Annotated in this window: 13 protein-coding genes, 1 tRNA gene and 1 pseudogene; 5 read left to right on the top strand and 10 right to left on the bottom strand. The window is 69.8% G+C overall.

Annotation, left to right across the window (positions count from 1 at the left end; genetic code table 11):
• Positions 1 to 73 precede the first annotated feature (73 nt).
• From AC07NX_RS24825 to AC07NX_RS24815, 3 genes are all read right to left on the bottom strand, one after another.
• On the bottom strand, positions 74 to 1,018 hold the full coding sequence (locus AC07NX_RS24825) for an EF-hand domain-containing protein (RefSeq protein WP_494645601.1): 945 nt from the start codon (positions 1,016 to 1,018) through the stop codon (positions 74 to 76).
• A 371-nt stretch (positions 1,019 to 1,389) separates the two neighbouring features.
• Positions 1,390 to 1,465 (bottom strand) — tRNA-Ala (locus AC07NX_RS24820).
• A gap of 203 nt (positions 1,466 to 1,668) precedes the next feature.
• Positions 1,669 to 2,136 carry a TIGR02300 family protein gene (locus AC07NX_RS24815; protein WP_494645599.1) on the bottom strand — a complete coding sequence of 156 codons (468 nt, stop codon included), beginning with the start codon at positions 2,134 to 2,136 and terminating at the stop codon, positions 1,669 to 1,671.
• Positions 2,137 to 2,252: 116 nt separating this feature from the next.
• On the opposite strand from AC07NX_RS24815, the gene aroA reads away from it, so the two are divergent.
• The 5 genes and pseudogenes from aroA to mscL form a co-directional block, all read left to right on the top strand.
• A complete protein-coding gene (gene aroA, locus AC07NX_RS24810) occupies positions 2,253 to 3,575 on the top strand; it encodes a 3-phosphoshikimate 1-carboxyvinyltransferase (protein WP_494645597.1) in 1,323 nt (440 codons plus the stop codon).
• A 3-nt stretch (positions 3,576 to 3,578) separates the two neighbouring features.
• Positions 3,579 to 4,229, top strand: coding sequence for a (d)CMP kinase (gene cmk, locus AC07NX_RS24805; protein ID WP_494645595.1), 651 nt, complete (start codon positions 3,579 to 3,581; stop codon positions 4,227 to 4,229).
• 133 nt (positions 4,230 to 4,362) lie between these two features.
• A complete protein-coding gene (gene rpsA, locus AC07NX_RS24800; protein WP_035080285.1) occupies positions 4,363 to 6,072 on the top strand; it encodes a 30S ribosomal protein S1 in 1,710 nt (569 codons plus the stop codon).
• A gap of 205 nt (positions 6,073 to 6,277) precedes the next feature.
• Positions 6,278 to 6,562 carry an integration host factor subunit beta gene (locus AC07NX_RS24795; protein WP_007676040.1) on the top strand — a complete coding sequence of 95 codons (285 nt, stop codon included), beginning with the start codon at positions 6,278 to 6,280 and terminating at the stop codon, positions 6,560 to 6,562.
• 71 nt (positions 6,563 to 6,633) lie between these two features.
• Positions 6,634 to 7,035: pseudogene (mscL, locus tag AC07NX_RS24790) on the top strand (large-conductance mechanosensitive channel protein MscL); the annotation flags it as partial.
• A 140-nt stretch (positions 7,036 to 7,175) separates the two neighbouring features.
• On the opposite strand, the gene AC07NX_RS24785 reads toward mscL, so the two are convergent.
• The 7 genes from AC07NX_RS24785 to AC07NX_RS24755 form a co-directional block, all read right to left on the bottom strand.
• The gene (locus AC07NX_RS24785) at positions 7,176 to 8,405 is read right to left on the bottom strand and encodes a flavin monoamine oxidase family protein (RefSeq protein ID WP_494645592.1); all 1,230 of its coding nucleotides are present in this window, start codon (positions 8,403 to 8,405) and stop codon (positions 7,176 to 7,178) included.
• Positions 8,402 to 9,220: an LOG family protein gene (locus AC07NX_RS24780; protein WP_494645590.1), complete on the bottom strand. Its 819-nt coding sequence runs from the start codon at positions 9,218 to 9,220 to the stop codon at positions 8,402 to 8,404. Before AC07NX_RS24780 ends, AC07NX_RS24785 begins: the two co-directional genes overlap by 4 nt.
• Before the next feature lie 146 nt (positions 9,221 to 9,366).
• On the bottom strand, positions 9,367 to 12,234 hold the full coding sequence (locus AC07NX_RS24775) for a M16 family metallopeptidase (RefSeq protein ID WP_494645588.1): 2,868 nt from the start codon (positions 12,232 to 12,234) through the stop codon (positions 9,367 to 9,369).
• Positions 12,235 to 12,306: 72 nt separating this feature from the next.
• Positions 12,307 to 13,986 (bottom strand): DUF4166 domain-containing protein, encoded by a 1,680-nt coding sequence (locus tag AC07NX_RS24770; protein WP_494645586.1) that lies wholly within the window; start codon positions 13,984 to 13,986, stop codon positions 12,307 to 12,309.
• A 10-nt stretch (positions 13,987 to 13,996) separates the two neighbouring features.
• Positions 13,997 to 14,431, bottom strand: a complete 435-nt coding sequence (locus AC07NX_RS24765; RefSeq protein ID WP_494645584.1) for a thiol-disulfide oxidoreductase DCC family protein — start codon at positions 14,429 to 14,431, stop codon at positions 13,997 to 13,999.
• Positions 14,428 to 15,018 carry an SRPBCC family protein gene (locus AC07NX_RS24760; protein WP_494645582.1) on the bottom strand — a complete coding sequence of 197 codons (591 nt, stop codon included), beginning with the start codon at positions 15,016 to 15,018 and terminating at the stop codon, positions 14,428 to 14,430. The genes AC07NX_RS24765 and AC07NX_RS24760 overlap by 4 nt, the downstream gene beginning before the upstream one ends.
• A gap of 35 nt (positions 15,019 to 15,053) precedes the next feature.
• A partial coding sequence (locus tag AC07NX_RS24755) for a hypothetical protein (protein WP_494645632.1) occupies positions 15,054 to 15,208 on the bottom strand: 155 nt, incomplete at its 5' end.

Raw genomic sequence — 15,208 nt, 5'->3', positions numbered from 1 at the left:
AGACAGGCTCTCGGGCCAGAAGTTCGGAGCGCGTTCGCCGGGCCAATCGGCTCGCGCCTTCTCCCGACGCGCCCTAAGCTGTCCGGTTCAGGGCCCCGCCCAGCTCCGAGGCCATCTGGTCGCTCAAGCTCCGCAAGGTCGAGCCCAGCAGGCGCGCCAGCAACGCTTCGCCGGCGGAGGGCAGAGCGGGCCCGACGCCTACCCGGTCCAGCTCGGACGGTTGCGGCCGCCGTTGGCTGGCGGCCCGCAGCTCGTCGGCGGAGAGCTTGGCGTCGCCATCGCGGTCGGCCGACCGCATCAGGTCGTCGACGGCTCCCGGGTCGAAGTTCTGGGCCTTGGCGGCCGTCGCCAGCTCGTCGGCCGACAGGACGCCGTCGCCATCGCCGTCGTTGCGGGCGGCCAGGACGCCGCTCGCCCGGCTGGAGTCGCCGAACCGGAAGATCTGCGGCGCGGCCTCGAGCTTGGCCGCCAGCTCCTGCGCCGACAACCGGCCGTCCTGGTCGGCGTCGGTCGCGCCGAATGTCCAGGCGTTGACCTCTTCAACCGAGTCCAGGACACCTTCGCCATCCACGCCGGTCCCGCCCGAGGAGACGCTGGAAGACGCCACGCCCGCATACTCCGCCGCGGACAACGCGCCGTCGCCGTCGGTGTCCGCGCGCGAGACCAGCCAGGCGGCGACGCCCGCTTCGTCCTGCGCGCCCAGCAGAGTCTGGAGGTTCTTGCTGTCCAGCAGCCTGGAGGCGCCGAACTCGCCGGAATCGAGCGCCCCGTCGCCATTGCGGTCGAAGGCCGAGACCAGGGCCTGCTTGTCGGCAAGCTTGTCCGGGTCGTTATTGCCGAGCTTGGCGATCTCCTGCGTTGACACCTTGCCGTCGTGGTCGGCGTCGAAAGCCTCGAACACCTGATCCTTGACCGCCGCCAACACCGCGCCGCCGGCCCTATCCAGGGTCAGAGGGGCCAGGACGGGATTTTCGCGTCGGTAGGTCTCGGTCGTTCCACGGCTGGCGTTGATGTTCATGCTGACCTCCTGCTCGGAGGCTCCACAGCAAGTTTGGCGCCAGAGGTTGTGTCGAACCCTGGGTGGCTTGCCCCGCCAGCGCCTTGCATGAAGGCGGCCGTCCCGTCATCGGCGGGGAACATGCATTCCACCCGCAGTTCCTCCAGCGTGATGTCGCGCGAGGTTCCGAAGGTGGTCAGGATCGAGGCGGCTCTGCGCCGGCGCCGAATTCGCGGGGCGTGCGCCGCCCGCCCAAGGCCACGCTGTTCTGGCCCGAGGAACATCCGGACGTCATCGCCGAGGAGGCGCGGAAGCTGTGGGCGGGCTGATGGCGTCGCGGAACCGGACGCCGGACATGGAAACGGCCGCTCCCTTTAGGGAAGCGGCCGTTTTGGTGGAGCTAAGCGGAGTCGAACCGCTGACCTCTTGAATGCCATTCAAGCGCTCTACCAGCTGAGCTATAGCCCCAAGGTTTTCCCAAGTTTCCCGGCGGGAAGCGTTGGTATTCCTCAGTCTCTTCGACGGTTCCGAGTGGGTGGCCCCCGAAGAGGCGCGGAACCTATGCCGGGAGGATTTTTGGATCAACCCTCCCGGCGAACTTTTTTCGGAAAATTTTTCGATCGTTGTTCGATCAAGTTTTCTCCGAAGAAATCCAGGGTGTGCGGACGAGCTTAGTCGTCGTCGTCCGCGCCCGGCAGGCCTTCGATCTCGTCGTCCAGGACGTCCTCGTCGTCTTCGTCCTCGAGGAACGGGACGTCGTCGGCCTCGTCCTCGGCGAGATCCTCGTCCTCCGAGAAATCGACGCCCAGGTCGTCGCCGGCCGGGGCCGGGGCGACGGTCGGATCGCTGTCGTCATCGTCGGTTTCGACGACTTCCTCGGCGGCTTCGTCGATTTCCGGGGTCTCATCGACCTCGTCCTCGTAGCCGTCGACCTCCTTGGGAGCCGGAGCTTCCTTCTCGTCCTCGGCGTCGTAGTCCGGCGTGACGGCGCGGGCGCGCACGCGGCGCGACTTCAGCGCCTCTTCCGGGTCGAACGTCTCGCCGCACTTGGGGCAGACGGCCGGGCGACGGCCCAGGTCGTAGAACTTCGATTGGCAGTTGGGGCAAATCTGTTTTGCGCCCAATTCGGGATTGGCCAAGGCGGCGACCCTTTGATCCAGATGGGAAAAGCGGCCGGTCACTTGCCATGACGAAGGGCCGCTGTCAAAAGCAATCCCCTCGCGAAAACCACCATGACCAAGGAGCCGGTTTCGGCATGACGGCGGCTGGACTGAAGAGCACGCCCGGCGGGGCCTTGCGGGGAACCGTTCGGGCCCCCGGCGACAAGTCGATTTCCCACCGTTCGATGATCCTCGGCGCCCTGGCTTCGGGGACCACGACCGTCGAGGGTCTGCTGGAGGGCGCCGACGTGCTGGCGACCGCCCAGGCCATGCGGTCCTTCGGCGCGCGGGTCGAACAGGAGGGGGGCGGCCGTTGGCGGATCGAGGGCCATGGCGGCTTCGCCGAGCCCTCGGACGTGGTCGATTGCGGCAACGCCGGCACCGGCGTGCGACTGATCATGGGCGCGGCGGCGGGCTTTCCGCTGTGCGCCACCTTCACCGGCGACCATTCCCTGCGCGGCCGGCCGATGGGCCGGGTGCTGGACCCGCTGGCCCGGATGGGCGCGACCTGGCTGGGCCGCGACAAGGGCCGCCTGCCGCTGACCTTGAAGGGCGGCAACCTGCGCGGGCTGTCCTACAAGCTGCCGATGGCCTCGGCCCAGGTGAAGTCGGCCGTGCTGCTGGCCGGCCTGCATGCCGAGGGGGGCGTTGAGGTGATCGAGCCCGAAGCCACCCGCGATCACACCGAACGCATGCTGCGCGCCTTCGGGGCCGTGGTCCTGGTGGAGGACAAGGGCGGCGTGCGTCACATCCGCCTGCCGGCCGGCCAGAAGCTTGCCGGAACCCATGTGTCCGTGCCGGGTGACCCGTCGTCGGCGGCCTTCCCGCTGGTGGCCGGCCTGATCGCGCCGGGCTCGGAGGTGACCGTTGAGGGCGTGATGCTCAACGAACTGCGCACCGGCCTGTTCGCGACGCTGCAGGAGATGGGCGCGGACCTGACGATCTCGAACGTTCGCGAGAGCAGCGGCGAGCAGGTCGGCGACATCACCGCCCGGTATTCGCCCCATATGAAGGGCGTCGTCGTGCCGCCCGAGCGCGCCCCGGCGATGATCGACGAATATCCGATCCTGGCGGTGGCCGCGGCCTTCGCCGAGGGTGAGACGGTGATGCGCGGCATTGGCGAGATGCGCGTCAAGGAAAGCGACCGCATCGCCCTGACCGCCGCCGGCCTCGAGGCCTGCGGCGTCGATGTCGAGGAGGAGCCCGAGGGCTTCATCGTCCGGGGGACCGGCCAGGCGCCGCGCGGCGGGGCCATGGTCGAGACCCATGGCGACCACCGGATCGCCATGAGCCACCTGGTCCTCGGCCTGGCGGCCCAAGCGCCCGTGTCGGTCGACGAGCCCGGCATGATCGCCACCAGCTTCCCCGGCTTCGCCGACATGATGCGCGGTCTGGGCGGCGACCTGGTCGAGGCCTAGGTCGTGGCCTTCGTCATCGCTGTCGACGGTCCGGCCGCCTCGGGCAAGGGCACGGTCGCTTCGCGCCTGGCCAAGCTCTACGGCTATGCGATGCTCGACACTGGCCTGCTGTACCGGGCCGTGGGCGTGCGCCTGCTGCATGCCCACGGCGACCTGGATGACGCGGCCGTCGCCGAGGCCGCCGCGCGCGGCTTGGACCTGGCCGAACTCGAAAACGCCGAGGTCCGGACCCGCCAGGCCGGCGAGGCCGCCAGCCGCGTGGCGGTGCATCCAGGCGTTCGCGCGGCCCTGTTCGACCTGCAACGCGACTTCGCCGCCCGCGAGCCCGGCAGCGTCATCGACGGCCGCGACATCGGCACGGTCATCGCCCCCGAGGCGCCAGCCAAGCTGTTCGTCACCGCCAATCCCGAGGTGCGCGCGGATCGTCGCTGGAAGCAACTTGTCGGCCAGGGCGAGGACGTGACTTTCGATGAAATCCTCGCCGACATCCGCAAGCGCGACGCGCGCGACAGCGGTCGTGCTTCGGCCCCGCTGACCCAGGCCGCCGACGCCGTCTTGCTTGATACGTCGGAAATGACTATATCCCAGGCCTTCGATGCGGCCCGCCGCATCGTCGAGACGGCGCGCGCCCGGTGGGGAAACCCCAAGGGCTAATCCACCGCCCGCCTCGCCGCCGCTCAAGGAACGCGGCGGATCGCATCAAAACCCACATCACCGGAATCCCGAGAACCGTCATCCGACGGCGCTCACCCAAGGGTTTCCCTCAACCTAGAGACCAAAGATCAGCATGGCTGACGATATGAGCTTCAACCCCACGCGCGACGATTTCGAAGCGCTCCTCAACGATTCCATGGGCGGCCGCGACTTCGCTGAAGGCACCGTCGTCAAGGGCAAGGTCGTTGGGATCGAGAAGGACTTCGCGATCATCGACGTCGGTCTGAAGACCGAAGGCCGCGTCCAGCTGAAGGAATTCGGCGTCGACGAAGCCGGCAAGGCCACCGTGAAGATCGGCGACACCGTCGAAGTCTTCCTGGAACGCCTGGAAAACGCCCTGGGCGAAGCGGTCATCAGCCGCGAAAAGGCCAAGCGCGAAGAAGCCTGGACCCGCCTGGAAGGCGTCTACGCCAAGAACGAACCCGTGCTCGGCGCCATCGTCGGTCGCGTCAAGGGCGGCTTCACCGTCGACCTGGGCGGCGCCTCGGCCTTCCTGCCCGGCTCGCAGGTCGACATCCGCCCGGTGCGCGACGTCGGCCCGCTCATGGGCAAGGAACAGCCCTTCGCCATCCTCAAGATGGACCGTCCGCGCGGCAACATCGTCGTCTCGCGTCGCGCCATCCTGGAAGAAGCCCGCGCCGAGCAGCGCACCGAACTGGTGTCGCAGCTGCAAGAGGGTGAAATCCGCGAAGGCGTCGTCAAGAACATCACCGACTACGGTGCGTTCGTCGACCTGGGCGGCATCGACGGCCTGCTGCACGTCACCGACATGAGCTGGAAGCGCGTCAACCACCCGTCGCAAGTCCTGGCCGTTGGCGACACCGTCAAGGTCCAGATCGTCAAGATCAACCCGGACACCCAGCGCATCAGCCTCGGCATGAAGCAGCTGCAGTCGGATCCGTGGGATGGTGTCGAAGCCAAGTACCCGGTCGGCGCCAAGTTCACGGGCCGCATCACCAACATCACCGACTACGGCGCGTTCGTCGAGCTGGAAGCCGGCGTTGAAGGCCTGGTCCACGTCTCGGAAATGTCCTGGACCAAGAAGAACGTCCACCCCGGCAAGATCGTCTCGACCTCGCAGGAAGTCGACGTGGTCGTGCTGGACGTCGATCCGTCCAAGCGCCGCGTGTCGCTGGGCCTGAAGCAGGCCCTGGCCAACCCGTGGGATTCCTTCCTGGAAACCCACCCGGTCGGCTCGACCGTCGAAGGCGAAGTCAAGAACGCGACCGAATTCGGTCTGTTCATCGGCCTCGACAACGACATCGACGGCATGGTGCACCTGTCGGACATCGACTGGAGCGCGTCGGGCGAAGAAGCCATGGCCCGCTACAAGAAGGGCGACATCGTCAAGGCCAAGGTCCTGGACGTCGACGTCGAGAAGGAGCGCATCTCGCTGGGCATCAAGCAGCTGGGCGGCGATCCGATGTCGGGCGACACCTACCGCAAGGGCCAGACCGTGACCGTCACGGTGACGGAAGTCACCACCGGCGGCATCGAAGTGCGCTTCGGTGAAGACGACGCCCTGATGACCGCCTTCATCCGCAAGTCGGACCTGTCGCGCGACCGTCAGGAACAGCGCCCCGAGCGCTTCGCCGTGGGTGACCGCGTCGACGCTCAGATCACCAACATCGACAAGGCGGCTCGCCGCGTCTCGATGTCGATCAAGTCGCTGGAAATGGCCGAGGAAAAGGAAGCCATCGAGCAGTTCGGCTCGTCGGACTCCGGCGCCTCGCTGGGCGACATCCTGGGCGCGGCCCTGCGCGAGCGGGCCACCAAGGACTAAGCCTTCGCCTTATCGCGAAGACCAAAGAGCGGCGGCCGGAGCGATCCGGCCGCCGTTTTCTTTGGGGCCGCCGTTAACCGATCCGACTGCAAACCCGACCCCAATATCAAGCTTTCCCCTTGAAGACTCAGGCTTGCTTGGGCAAAGGTCGCACGCGCGGCGGGTCCTGCCTCCCCTGGACCGCCATGCCGCGTCGGGGATATCGATGATCAAGTCCGAACTCATCGCCAGGCTCGCGAACGAGAATCCGCACCTGACCCAGAAGGACGTCGAGCGTGTCGTCGGCGTCATTCTCGAGCGCATGATCGGCGCTCTGGAAGAGGGGGGGCGCGTGGAGCTCCGCGGCTTCGGCGCCCTTTCGGTGCGCTCGCGCCCGGCGCGCGCCGGGCGCAATCCTCGCACCGGCGAAACCGTCGACGTGCGCGCCAAGCACGTGCCGTTCTTCAAGAGCGGCAAGGAACTGCGCGGCCGCCTGAACGCCGACGAGTAGATCGCCCCCGGACGCTTGACCCCAGGGGGCGAACGCGCTCAGCTTTTCGCGCCAGTCGGAAGAGGTCCTGCATGAGCATCGTCAAGGAATTTCGCGAGTTCATCGCGCGCGGCAACGTCATCGACCTGGCGGTCGGCGTCATCATCGGTGCGGCCTTCAACTCGATCGTCAAGAGCCTGGTCGACCAGGTGATCATGCCGCCGATCGGCCTGCTGATGGGCGGACTGGACTTCTCCAAGCTGGAATGGGTGCTCAAGCCCGAGGACCCGGCGACGACGGCTGTCGAGAAGGTGGCCGTGCAGTACGGCGCCTTCATCAACACCGTGATCCAGTTCCTGATCGTGGCCGTGGTGGTGTTCCTGCTAGTCAAGCTGGTCAACCAGATCCGTCGCGCCGACGCCGAAGAGCCGGCGCCGACCGCCCCGACGCCCGAGGAAAAGCTGCTGACCGAGATCCGCGACCTGCTGGCCAAGCCGGCGACGGTTTCGGCGGGCCCTGCAGGCGCCGCGCCTTCGGCGGCGAAGGCGGCCGCCAAGACGCCCGCCAAGCCGAAGCCCAAGGCCTGATCGTTCGGTTCGCTCGCCCGGCGTCCACCGGGGTGAGCGCGCGGTTCCTAGAGCAACGCCGCCAGCACCTCTTGCGCGGCGCGCTCTCCCGTCTCCCACGCGCCATGCGCCGTCGAGAACGCATGCGGCGAGCAGGCCTCGCCGGCGAAGAACAGTCGGCCGTCCACGGGCGCGGCCAGCACGGCGCGGTCGCGGGCTCGGCCAGGCAGGGCGTGGGAATAGGAACCCCGCGCCCAGGGATCGGTCGCCCAGGCGGTTTGCGCCAGCACCGTCACTCGCCGCCGTAGTCCCGCGCCATAGATCCCGACCAGCTCGTCGATGGCGAACGCCGCCGCCGCGCCGGGACCCTCGGCCTCCAGGGCGCGGGCGTGGGCTCCGCCGAAGAAGGCTTCGATAATGGGGCGGCCCAGGGGGCGCAGGTGATAGGAGCCCGTCGCCATCCGATCGCTGGCGCCATAGACCATCGCCTCGACCGGGAAGGCCTCCGGCTCGTCGAGCCGCAGGAAGACCTTGTCGGCCAAACCGAGCGGCAGGCCCTCGGCCGCAGCCAGCTTGAGGGGCAGCTCGGGCAGGATCCGCAAGGCGCCCGCCGCCAGGACGGCGGTGGGAACGCAGACGACGGCCGCCCGGGCCTGGACCACGCCCCGGGGCGTTTCCAGCGCCAGGCGTGGGCCGTCATGGCGCAGCAACGAGACGGGACAGTCGCCGACGATTCGTGCGCCATGCGGGGCCAGGCCGGCGATCCCCGCGCCATAGCCCTCGACGACCCGCCAGTTGACCTCGCTGTCCTCATAGGCCGCGTAGTCCTTGACCGAGACCTGGTCGAACTCCGCGCCGTTGTAGTAGGCGCTGAAGGCGTTCAGCAGCGGATTCCAGCGGTCGTCGGCCTCCAGCAGGTCCGAAGCGGGCCGGTCGGTCGCCTCGCCGGCCGCCGCCTCGACCCGCGCGTCGAACGCCGCGAAGGCCTCGCCATAGGCCTGGCGCTCGGTGGGGCTGAAGTTGATCGTGGCCTCGGGGTGGGCCCAGGGCGGCGGGGTCTTGTCTATCGTCTGGCCCGAAGCGGCGATCGCCGCGACCAGCGGGTTGCGATCGGCCGAATGCAGCCATTCGCAGCCCAGGTCGAGGGGCAGGCCGGCCAGCGAAACGGTGTGGGCCCGCCCGCCGATCCGGCCCTGGGCTTCCAGCACCACCACGTTCAGCGGCGTGGACGCCAGGGTCGCGGCGGCGGCCAGGCCGGCGGCGCCAGCCCCGATGATGGCGACATCGACCTCGGTCACGGGACGGCCGGCTCCTCCGGCGGAACCTGTTCGGGCTCCAGCTCGATCGACTCGCCAGGCTTGAGGCCGCAGGCCAGAAGGCTGGACCACATCGTCTCGGCGCTCTCGGCGAAGCGGAAGAGCTCCAGGTCGGCGGCGTTGATCATGCCGTGCTCGACCAGGCTGTCGAAATGGATCACCGCGCGCCAGTAGGCCTCGTCGAACAGCACGATGGGAATGCGCGGGGCCTTGTCGGTCTGGCGCAGGGTCAGGATCTCGAAAAGTTCGTCGAAAGTGCCGAAACCGCCCGGGAACACCACCAGGGCGTTGGCCCGCATCGCCAGATGCATCTTGCGCATGGCGAAGTAGTGGAAGCGGAACGACAGGTCGGGCGTCGCATAGGGGTTGGGCTGCTGCTCGTGCGGCAGGGTGATGTTGAAGCCGATCGACGGGGCGCCCGCGTCCCTGGCCCCGCGGTTGGCCGCCTCCATCAACCCCGGCCCGCCTCCGGTGGCGATGACGTTGTCGCGCACCCCGTCCGTGGCGTGGATCGCGCCGCCGCGCTCCGACGCCAGGCGGCCGAAGCGCCGGGCCTCGGCGTACCAGTGGGCCTGCCGCCCGGGACCATCCTCGCGCACGCGGGCGCTGCCGAACACCACGATGGTCGATCGCACGCCCCAGGCTCGCAGAGCCTCGTCGGCCTTGGCGAACTCCAGCAGGAAACGCACGCCGCGCATCGATTCGCCGAGCAGGAAATCCTGGTCCAGCGCCGCCAGGCGATAGGAGGGCGAGGCGAGCTGAGCGGCGGCCGAATGGATTGGAGGAGTGTCCGTCATGCCTTGCTCCGAAGCGCGCCCCGTTTCCATAGCCTGTCATCCCGGAAACGGCGAAGCCGTTATCCGAGACCACCGGAAGCGTGGCGCTCAGGCGTCGTCCCGGGTCTTCGCGCCGCGCGCGCCGCTCGGGATGACAACCGTTTGGGCTACCTGCCCTTTGTCAGCGTCGGGCTGTCGAGGTCCAGCTGGTCGATCGGGATCTGGACCGCCGCCGGCAGGGCCGCCTTGACGCCGTCGCCCATCGCCTTGGCGTCGCCGACCACGATGACGCTGGTCTGGGCGGGGTCCAGAACGGCCTTGGAGAACGCCTGGACGTCGGCGGCGCTGACCGCCTCGACCTTGCCGGTATAGGCCTGGATCTCGTTCAGCGGGACGCCGTAGATCGCCAGGTTGCCAAGGATGTCGGCCAGGCCTTCCGAGGTGCCGAGGTCACGACCGAAGCCGCCCACCAGCACCGACTTGCGCGCCGCCAGCTCGGGGGCCGACGCTGGCTCGGCGGCCAGCCGGGTCAATTCGTCCTTGATCAGCCCCACCACCTGGGCGGCGGACTCGTTCTTGGTCTGGACGCTGGCCGAGAAGCCGCCGATGGCCGCGCGCGGCGAGAGGCTGGAGCCGGCGCCGTACGAGAGGCCGCGCTTGATGCGGATCTCCTGGTTCAGGCGGGAGGAATAGCCGCCGCCCAGCACGCCGTTGGCGACGAGGCCGGCATAGTAGCGCGGGTCGGCGCGCAGGATCGCCGGCTTGGTCACCACGACGGCGGCCTGGCCCGTGCCGGGCAGGTCGACGACCACGTTCCGGGCGGTGTAGCGGGTCGGACCCTTGACCGGGGTCGGGGGCGGACCGGCCGGCTTGGCCCAGCCGCCGAACGCCTTCTCGGCCAGGGCGAAGCCCTGCTCGGGCGTCAGGTCGCCGGTCAGCACCAGGATGGCGTTGTCGGGACGCCAATTGGCGGCGTGGGTCTTGACCAGGGCGTCGCGCTGGATTTTCGGCAGCGAGCCGGGCGTGCCGCCCGCCACATGACCGTAGCCCGAGCCGGCGTAGATCACGGTCGGGGTGACGAAGCCGGCGACCGAGCCGGGCTGCTGGAGGCTGACCGACAGGCCGTCCAGGGTCTCGGCCTTCACGCGTTCCAGCTCCTCGGCCCTGAAGGTCGGGTTCTGGGCGACGTCGGCCATGATCGACAGCCCTTGAGCGGCCTTGTCGGCGGTGACGCTGAGGGTCAGGGACGTGGCCTCCCAGCCCGAGCCGGCCGCCAGATTGGCGCCGAGGGCCTCGGTGGCGGCGGCCACCTGGGTGGCGGTGCGGGTCTTGGTGCCTTCGGTCAAGAGCTCGGCGGTCAGGCTGGAGACGCCGGCCAGGCCGGCGGGGTCGGCGCCCGAACCGCCACGCACGGTCAGGTCGGCGGTGATCAGCGGCAGGTCGCTGGACTTGGCGACGATGACCCGCAAGCCGTTGGCCAGCGTCTTCTCGACGGGCGAGGGCAGGACCGGCGACACCGGCGCGCCCGGGGCGGGCGGGGCCACGCGCTCGGCCTCGGGCGCCAGGGCGGTGACCGGGCCGCTGTAGGTGACCGAGGGCGTGAGCTTGGGCGCCTCGAACGGGTCCTTGGCGCCGGCCGGCTTGGCCGATTCCGGCAGGTAGCGGACCGTCACCCTGCGGTCGTCGGCCAGGTACTTGGCGGCGACGCGCTGGACGTCGGCGGCCGTCACCGCCTGCAGGGCGGCCAAGTCGGTATTGGCCCGCTGGGCGTCGCCCTCGGTGCGCAGGGCGTAGCCGATCGCGAAGGCGCGGCCGTCGATGGTCTCGCGGCCGCGAACGGCGTCGGCCAGCAGGCCGGCCTTGGCCTCGGCCAGTTCGGCGGCGGTGGGTGGGGCCGAGCGCAGCTTGGCGATCTGGGCGCCGAGCGAGGCTTCGCCCTGCTCGACCGTCTTGCCGCCGGCCATGATGGCTCCGACGTAGAAAAGGCCCGGCTGGGCGTTGTTGGGGGCCGAGGAGAAGATCTGCTGGGCGATCTTCTGGTCGTAGACCAGGCTGTCATAGAGGCGGGACGACTTGCCGGCCGACAGAATGGCGTCGAGGACCGCCAGCGCCGGGACGTCCGGATCGGCGGCGGCGGGGGCAAGCCAGGTCATGGCCACGGCCGGCAGCGGCACGTTGGGGCCGTAGGTGGTGACGACCTTCGGTCCGGTGCGGGCCGGCTCGACCGCGGTCACCTGCCTGATCGGCGTGGCGGGGGCCTTCAGCGGGCCGAAATACTGGTCGACCCAGGCGTTCAGCTGGGCCTCGTCGAAATTGCCGACCACGATCAGGGCGGCGTTGTCCGGGCGGTAATAGGCCTGGTGAAAGGCCCGCACGTCGTCGACCGTGGCCGCGTCCAGCTCCTCGATCGAGCCGATGCCTGGCCGCTTGTAGGGGTGGTCGACGAACGAGGCCTTGGTGATGTTCAGGGCGAAGAACCGGCCGTAGGGATTGGCCAGGACCCGCTGGCGCAGCTCTTCCTTGACCACGTCGCGCTCGGACTTGAACACCGCGTCGTCAATGACCAGCGAACCCAGGCGTTCGCTCTCGGCCCACAGCAGGCGCTGCAGGTGGTTGGCCGGCACCACCTCGTAATAGTTGGTGAAGTCGTCGTAGGTGGAGGCGTTGTTGAAACCGCCGACGTCCTCGGTCAGCCGGTCGAAGAACTCGTTGGGCATGTTGCGCGTCGACTTGAACATCAGGTGCTCGAACAGGTGCGCGAAACCCGAACGGCCTTCCGGGTCGTCCTTGCTGCCGACCCCGTACCAGACCTGCACCGTCACGTTGGGCGTGGTGGCGTCTCGGGAGGTGAACACCTTGAGACCATTGGCCAGGGTCCGCTCCTTGTAGACGATCGGTGGCACCGTCACCCCGGCCGTCGCCGCGGCGACCGGCTTCGTCTGGGCCTGGGCGAACGGCGCCAAGGTCATCGACGAGAGGGCGGTGGTCGAAAGGGCCAGCGCGACGGCGGCGACCTTGGCGGCGGGACGGATCATGAGGACGGCGCTCCGAAAGCTTGAGGGCGCGACCCTAGCACCCGGGCCCAGGGCGCCAAGATTACCGTCTTGTCATGAAAGGTGGCCGGCATAGCTGAAGATCACGCCCAGCCAAGGATGGGCGACCAGGACGCGGAATCGGTAGGCGTTGATCCCATCCCGGTGGGGCCGCGCGAAGGTCCGGGCCCGGATGCGCGGCGCCCAGGCGCGGGGTAGGGGGAAGGGGCCCAGGCGCCAGCTCTCGAAGATCCATGAGAAGCCGCCCGGGTAAGCCGCGACCGAAAAGCGGAAGGTCAGGAGGCCGGCGGTCTCCTCGAACGTCCAGGGATCGTCGCGAGCCGGCGCGATGGTCGAGCCGAAGGTCGAGCCGAAGGTCCGGTCGCCAAACCGGCGGATCCAGCGTTCGCCGTCCGCGGTCGGGGTGATCGTCACCGCCGTCGCGTGGAGGCCGGCGGGCGGCAAGCCCTGCAGGCGACGGACAAGGGCGGGCAGGCCGGGCGCGCCGCGCGCTCGGGCCCGGCCGGTCAGGGCGACGGGCTCAAGGCCCGCGTGGGCGTCGCGGACGACGTCGGGCAGGGCCTCCCAGGCGTCGCCGAGCAGGCGGCGGAACAGGCCGGGCGCGTCCGGGCCCTGGCTTTCCAGCTTGGTGCGGATCGGCAGGCCGTCCAGTTCGCGCAGGATCGCATCCAGTTCCAGCAGGCCGACGCACGGCGCGGCGCGGGGGTCGCCCAGCTGGCCGTCGAGCAGGGCGCGCAAGGTCGCCGCCGCCGGCGCGGCCGGGGTGTGGGGGCCGGCGCCCGCCTCGGCGTAGAGGGACCAGCGGGCCAGACGTCGAACGCCGTCGGCGTCGAGGCCCTCGGCGCCGACCACCATGCCGCCGCGGTCCGAGCCCAGCGGCGCGACCCAGCCCGCGGCCTCGCCCAGCAAGACGGCCAGGGGCTCCAGACCGCGGACCAGCCGCGCGCGCCGCAACAGGCTCAGCGCCCACAGGCCCAGGTGCAGGACCGGAAGCTCCAGCCCGGCCCGAAAGACCGCGTCTCGGCGGACATGGAAACGGGCGGGCAGCAGGTCCAGGTCGGGTGTCTCGGCCAGGCTGGTCCAGCGGCGGCCCAGGCCTGGAAAAGGCGTGCGGCGCGGATCGCTCCAGCCGGGGCGGATGGTCCAATGGCCATTGGCGAACATCCGCACCGGTTCGCCGGTCCAGGCCAGGATGGCGCGGATCACCGAGAGGCCGCGGGGCGCCCGGGCGCCGGGCGAGATCGCCGCTTCCACGCGGTCGATCCGGGTCCATCCGACGGTCATGGCGTCCAGGGCGGCGTGGCTGAGGGCGGGGGTCGAGCTGGCGCCGGTGATCGCCCAGCGCTTGGCGATCCGCGCCGGGCCGTCGAGCGCCGCCTCGAACCCGGCCACGAAATCGCGGGCGTCGGCCAGGTCGACATAGTGGGCGCGGGCCGCCAGCACGGCGCGGGGGAAGGCGTGGTCCTGGCCCTGGAACGGCCCGGCCGCGTCGACCACCGCCCAGGCGCCCAGGGCCGGCAGGCCCTTGGGATCCAGGCGGTCCAGTCGGGCGACCTCGATCTTCGCCGCCGGCCTGGTCCTGGCCAGATCGGCCGCCAGCGCCTCCAGCGGCGCCAGGTTGCGAGCCGCCAGGACCAGGACGACATCGGGCCAGCGGGCGATCATCGCCGCCAGCCTTTGGCCGAAGACACCGCTGGCGCCGACCAGGACGATGCGTTTTCGGTCTTCGTTCATGGGCCTGGGCTCATGCGCCGGGCGGCTCCAGCATGAAGCGGGCCCTCTGTTCGGGCGTGGGCAGCATGCAGGTCGAACGCTTGCCCATCAGTCGGTAGCGGTTGGCGGCCAGCCCGTCATAGGCGCTGTCCAGCCAGGCGCTCGGCAGGACGTCGACCACGGCCAGCCAGGACCAGGGCGGGCCCAGCCGCCGCAGCAGGGCCAGGATCGCCGCGCTCTTCTCCAGGGCTCGGCCGCCGTCGAGGAACAGGAAGCTCGTCGGCTGGTCCGGATCGATCCCGTGGTCCAGGGCCAACTGGCGCCCGTAGGCCGACTGGATGGGCGTGAAGCGGATCAGGCCCTTGCGGTCGATGGCCAGCACCGCCCGGACCGAGCCCGAGCACAGGTTGCAGACGCCGTCGAACAGCCAAAGTCCGTCAGGCCCGGGCGGTTGTGGCGCGGTCATCGCGACGCCGCCACGCTTTCGCGGCGCAGGGCCCGCAGGGCTGCGGGGACGTCGCGGCGCATGGCCATGGTCGTCACGCCGTTCGGCAGGCCGAAGGGAGCGGTGGCGCGGTTCTCGTAGGTGACGCGGGTCGCCCGGCCGCCATCGAGGGGTTCGAGCAGCCACTGGCCCTCGCAATCCTTGATGTCGCCCCCCTCGCAGCGGAAACCGATGCGCCGGTAGGGTTCCAGGGTCAGCCGCGAGGTCGAATGCAAGGCGGGCAGCAGGAAGCTCCACTTGACCACGTGCTCGCGCAGCTCGACGCGGCCGGCGGCGTCGCGCGACAGCACGGTGCAGCGCTTGACGCTGGGCGTCATCCGGGCGGCCCGCTCGCAGTCGAGGATGGTGGCCCAGACCACCTGGGGCGGCGCGGCGATGTCGATCATCGCCCGCACCTGGCCGCCACGGCCGCTGGAATCGGTATGGGCCTCCAGGGCCACCTCGCCGCTTTCGATCCGGCGCAGCCAGTCGGGACCGGCGTCCTGCGCGCGGGCGACCGCGGGGGCGGCCAGCATCACGAACGCAACGACGAGGGCTTGGCCATGCATGGGCCAAGCCTAGCCGAGTTTCAGCCCCTGGCGCATCAGGCCTTGGCGCGATTTTTCACCAGGTCGTCGACGACGGAGGGGTCGGCGAGGGTTGAGGTGTCGCCGAGGCTGGCAAGTTCGTTCTCGGCGATCTTGCGCAGGATGCGGCGCATGATCTTGCCCGAGCGGGTCTTGGGCAGGCCGGGGGCCC

This window comes from Caulobacter sp. GW821-FHT09A05, assembly GCF_059418465.1.
The sequence above is the reverse complement of the archived record's forward strand: the minus strand, read 5'-3'. Positions and strand labels throughout refer to the sequence as shown.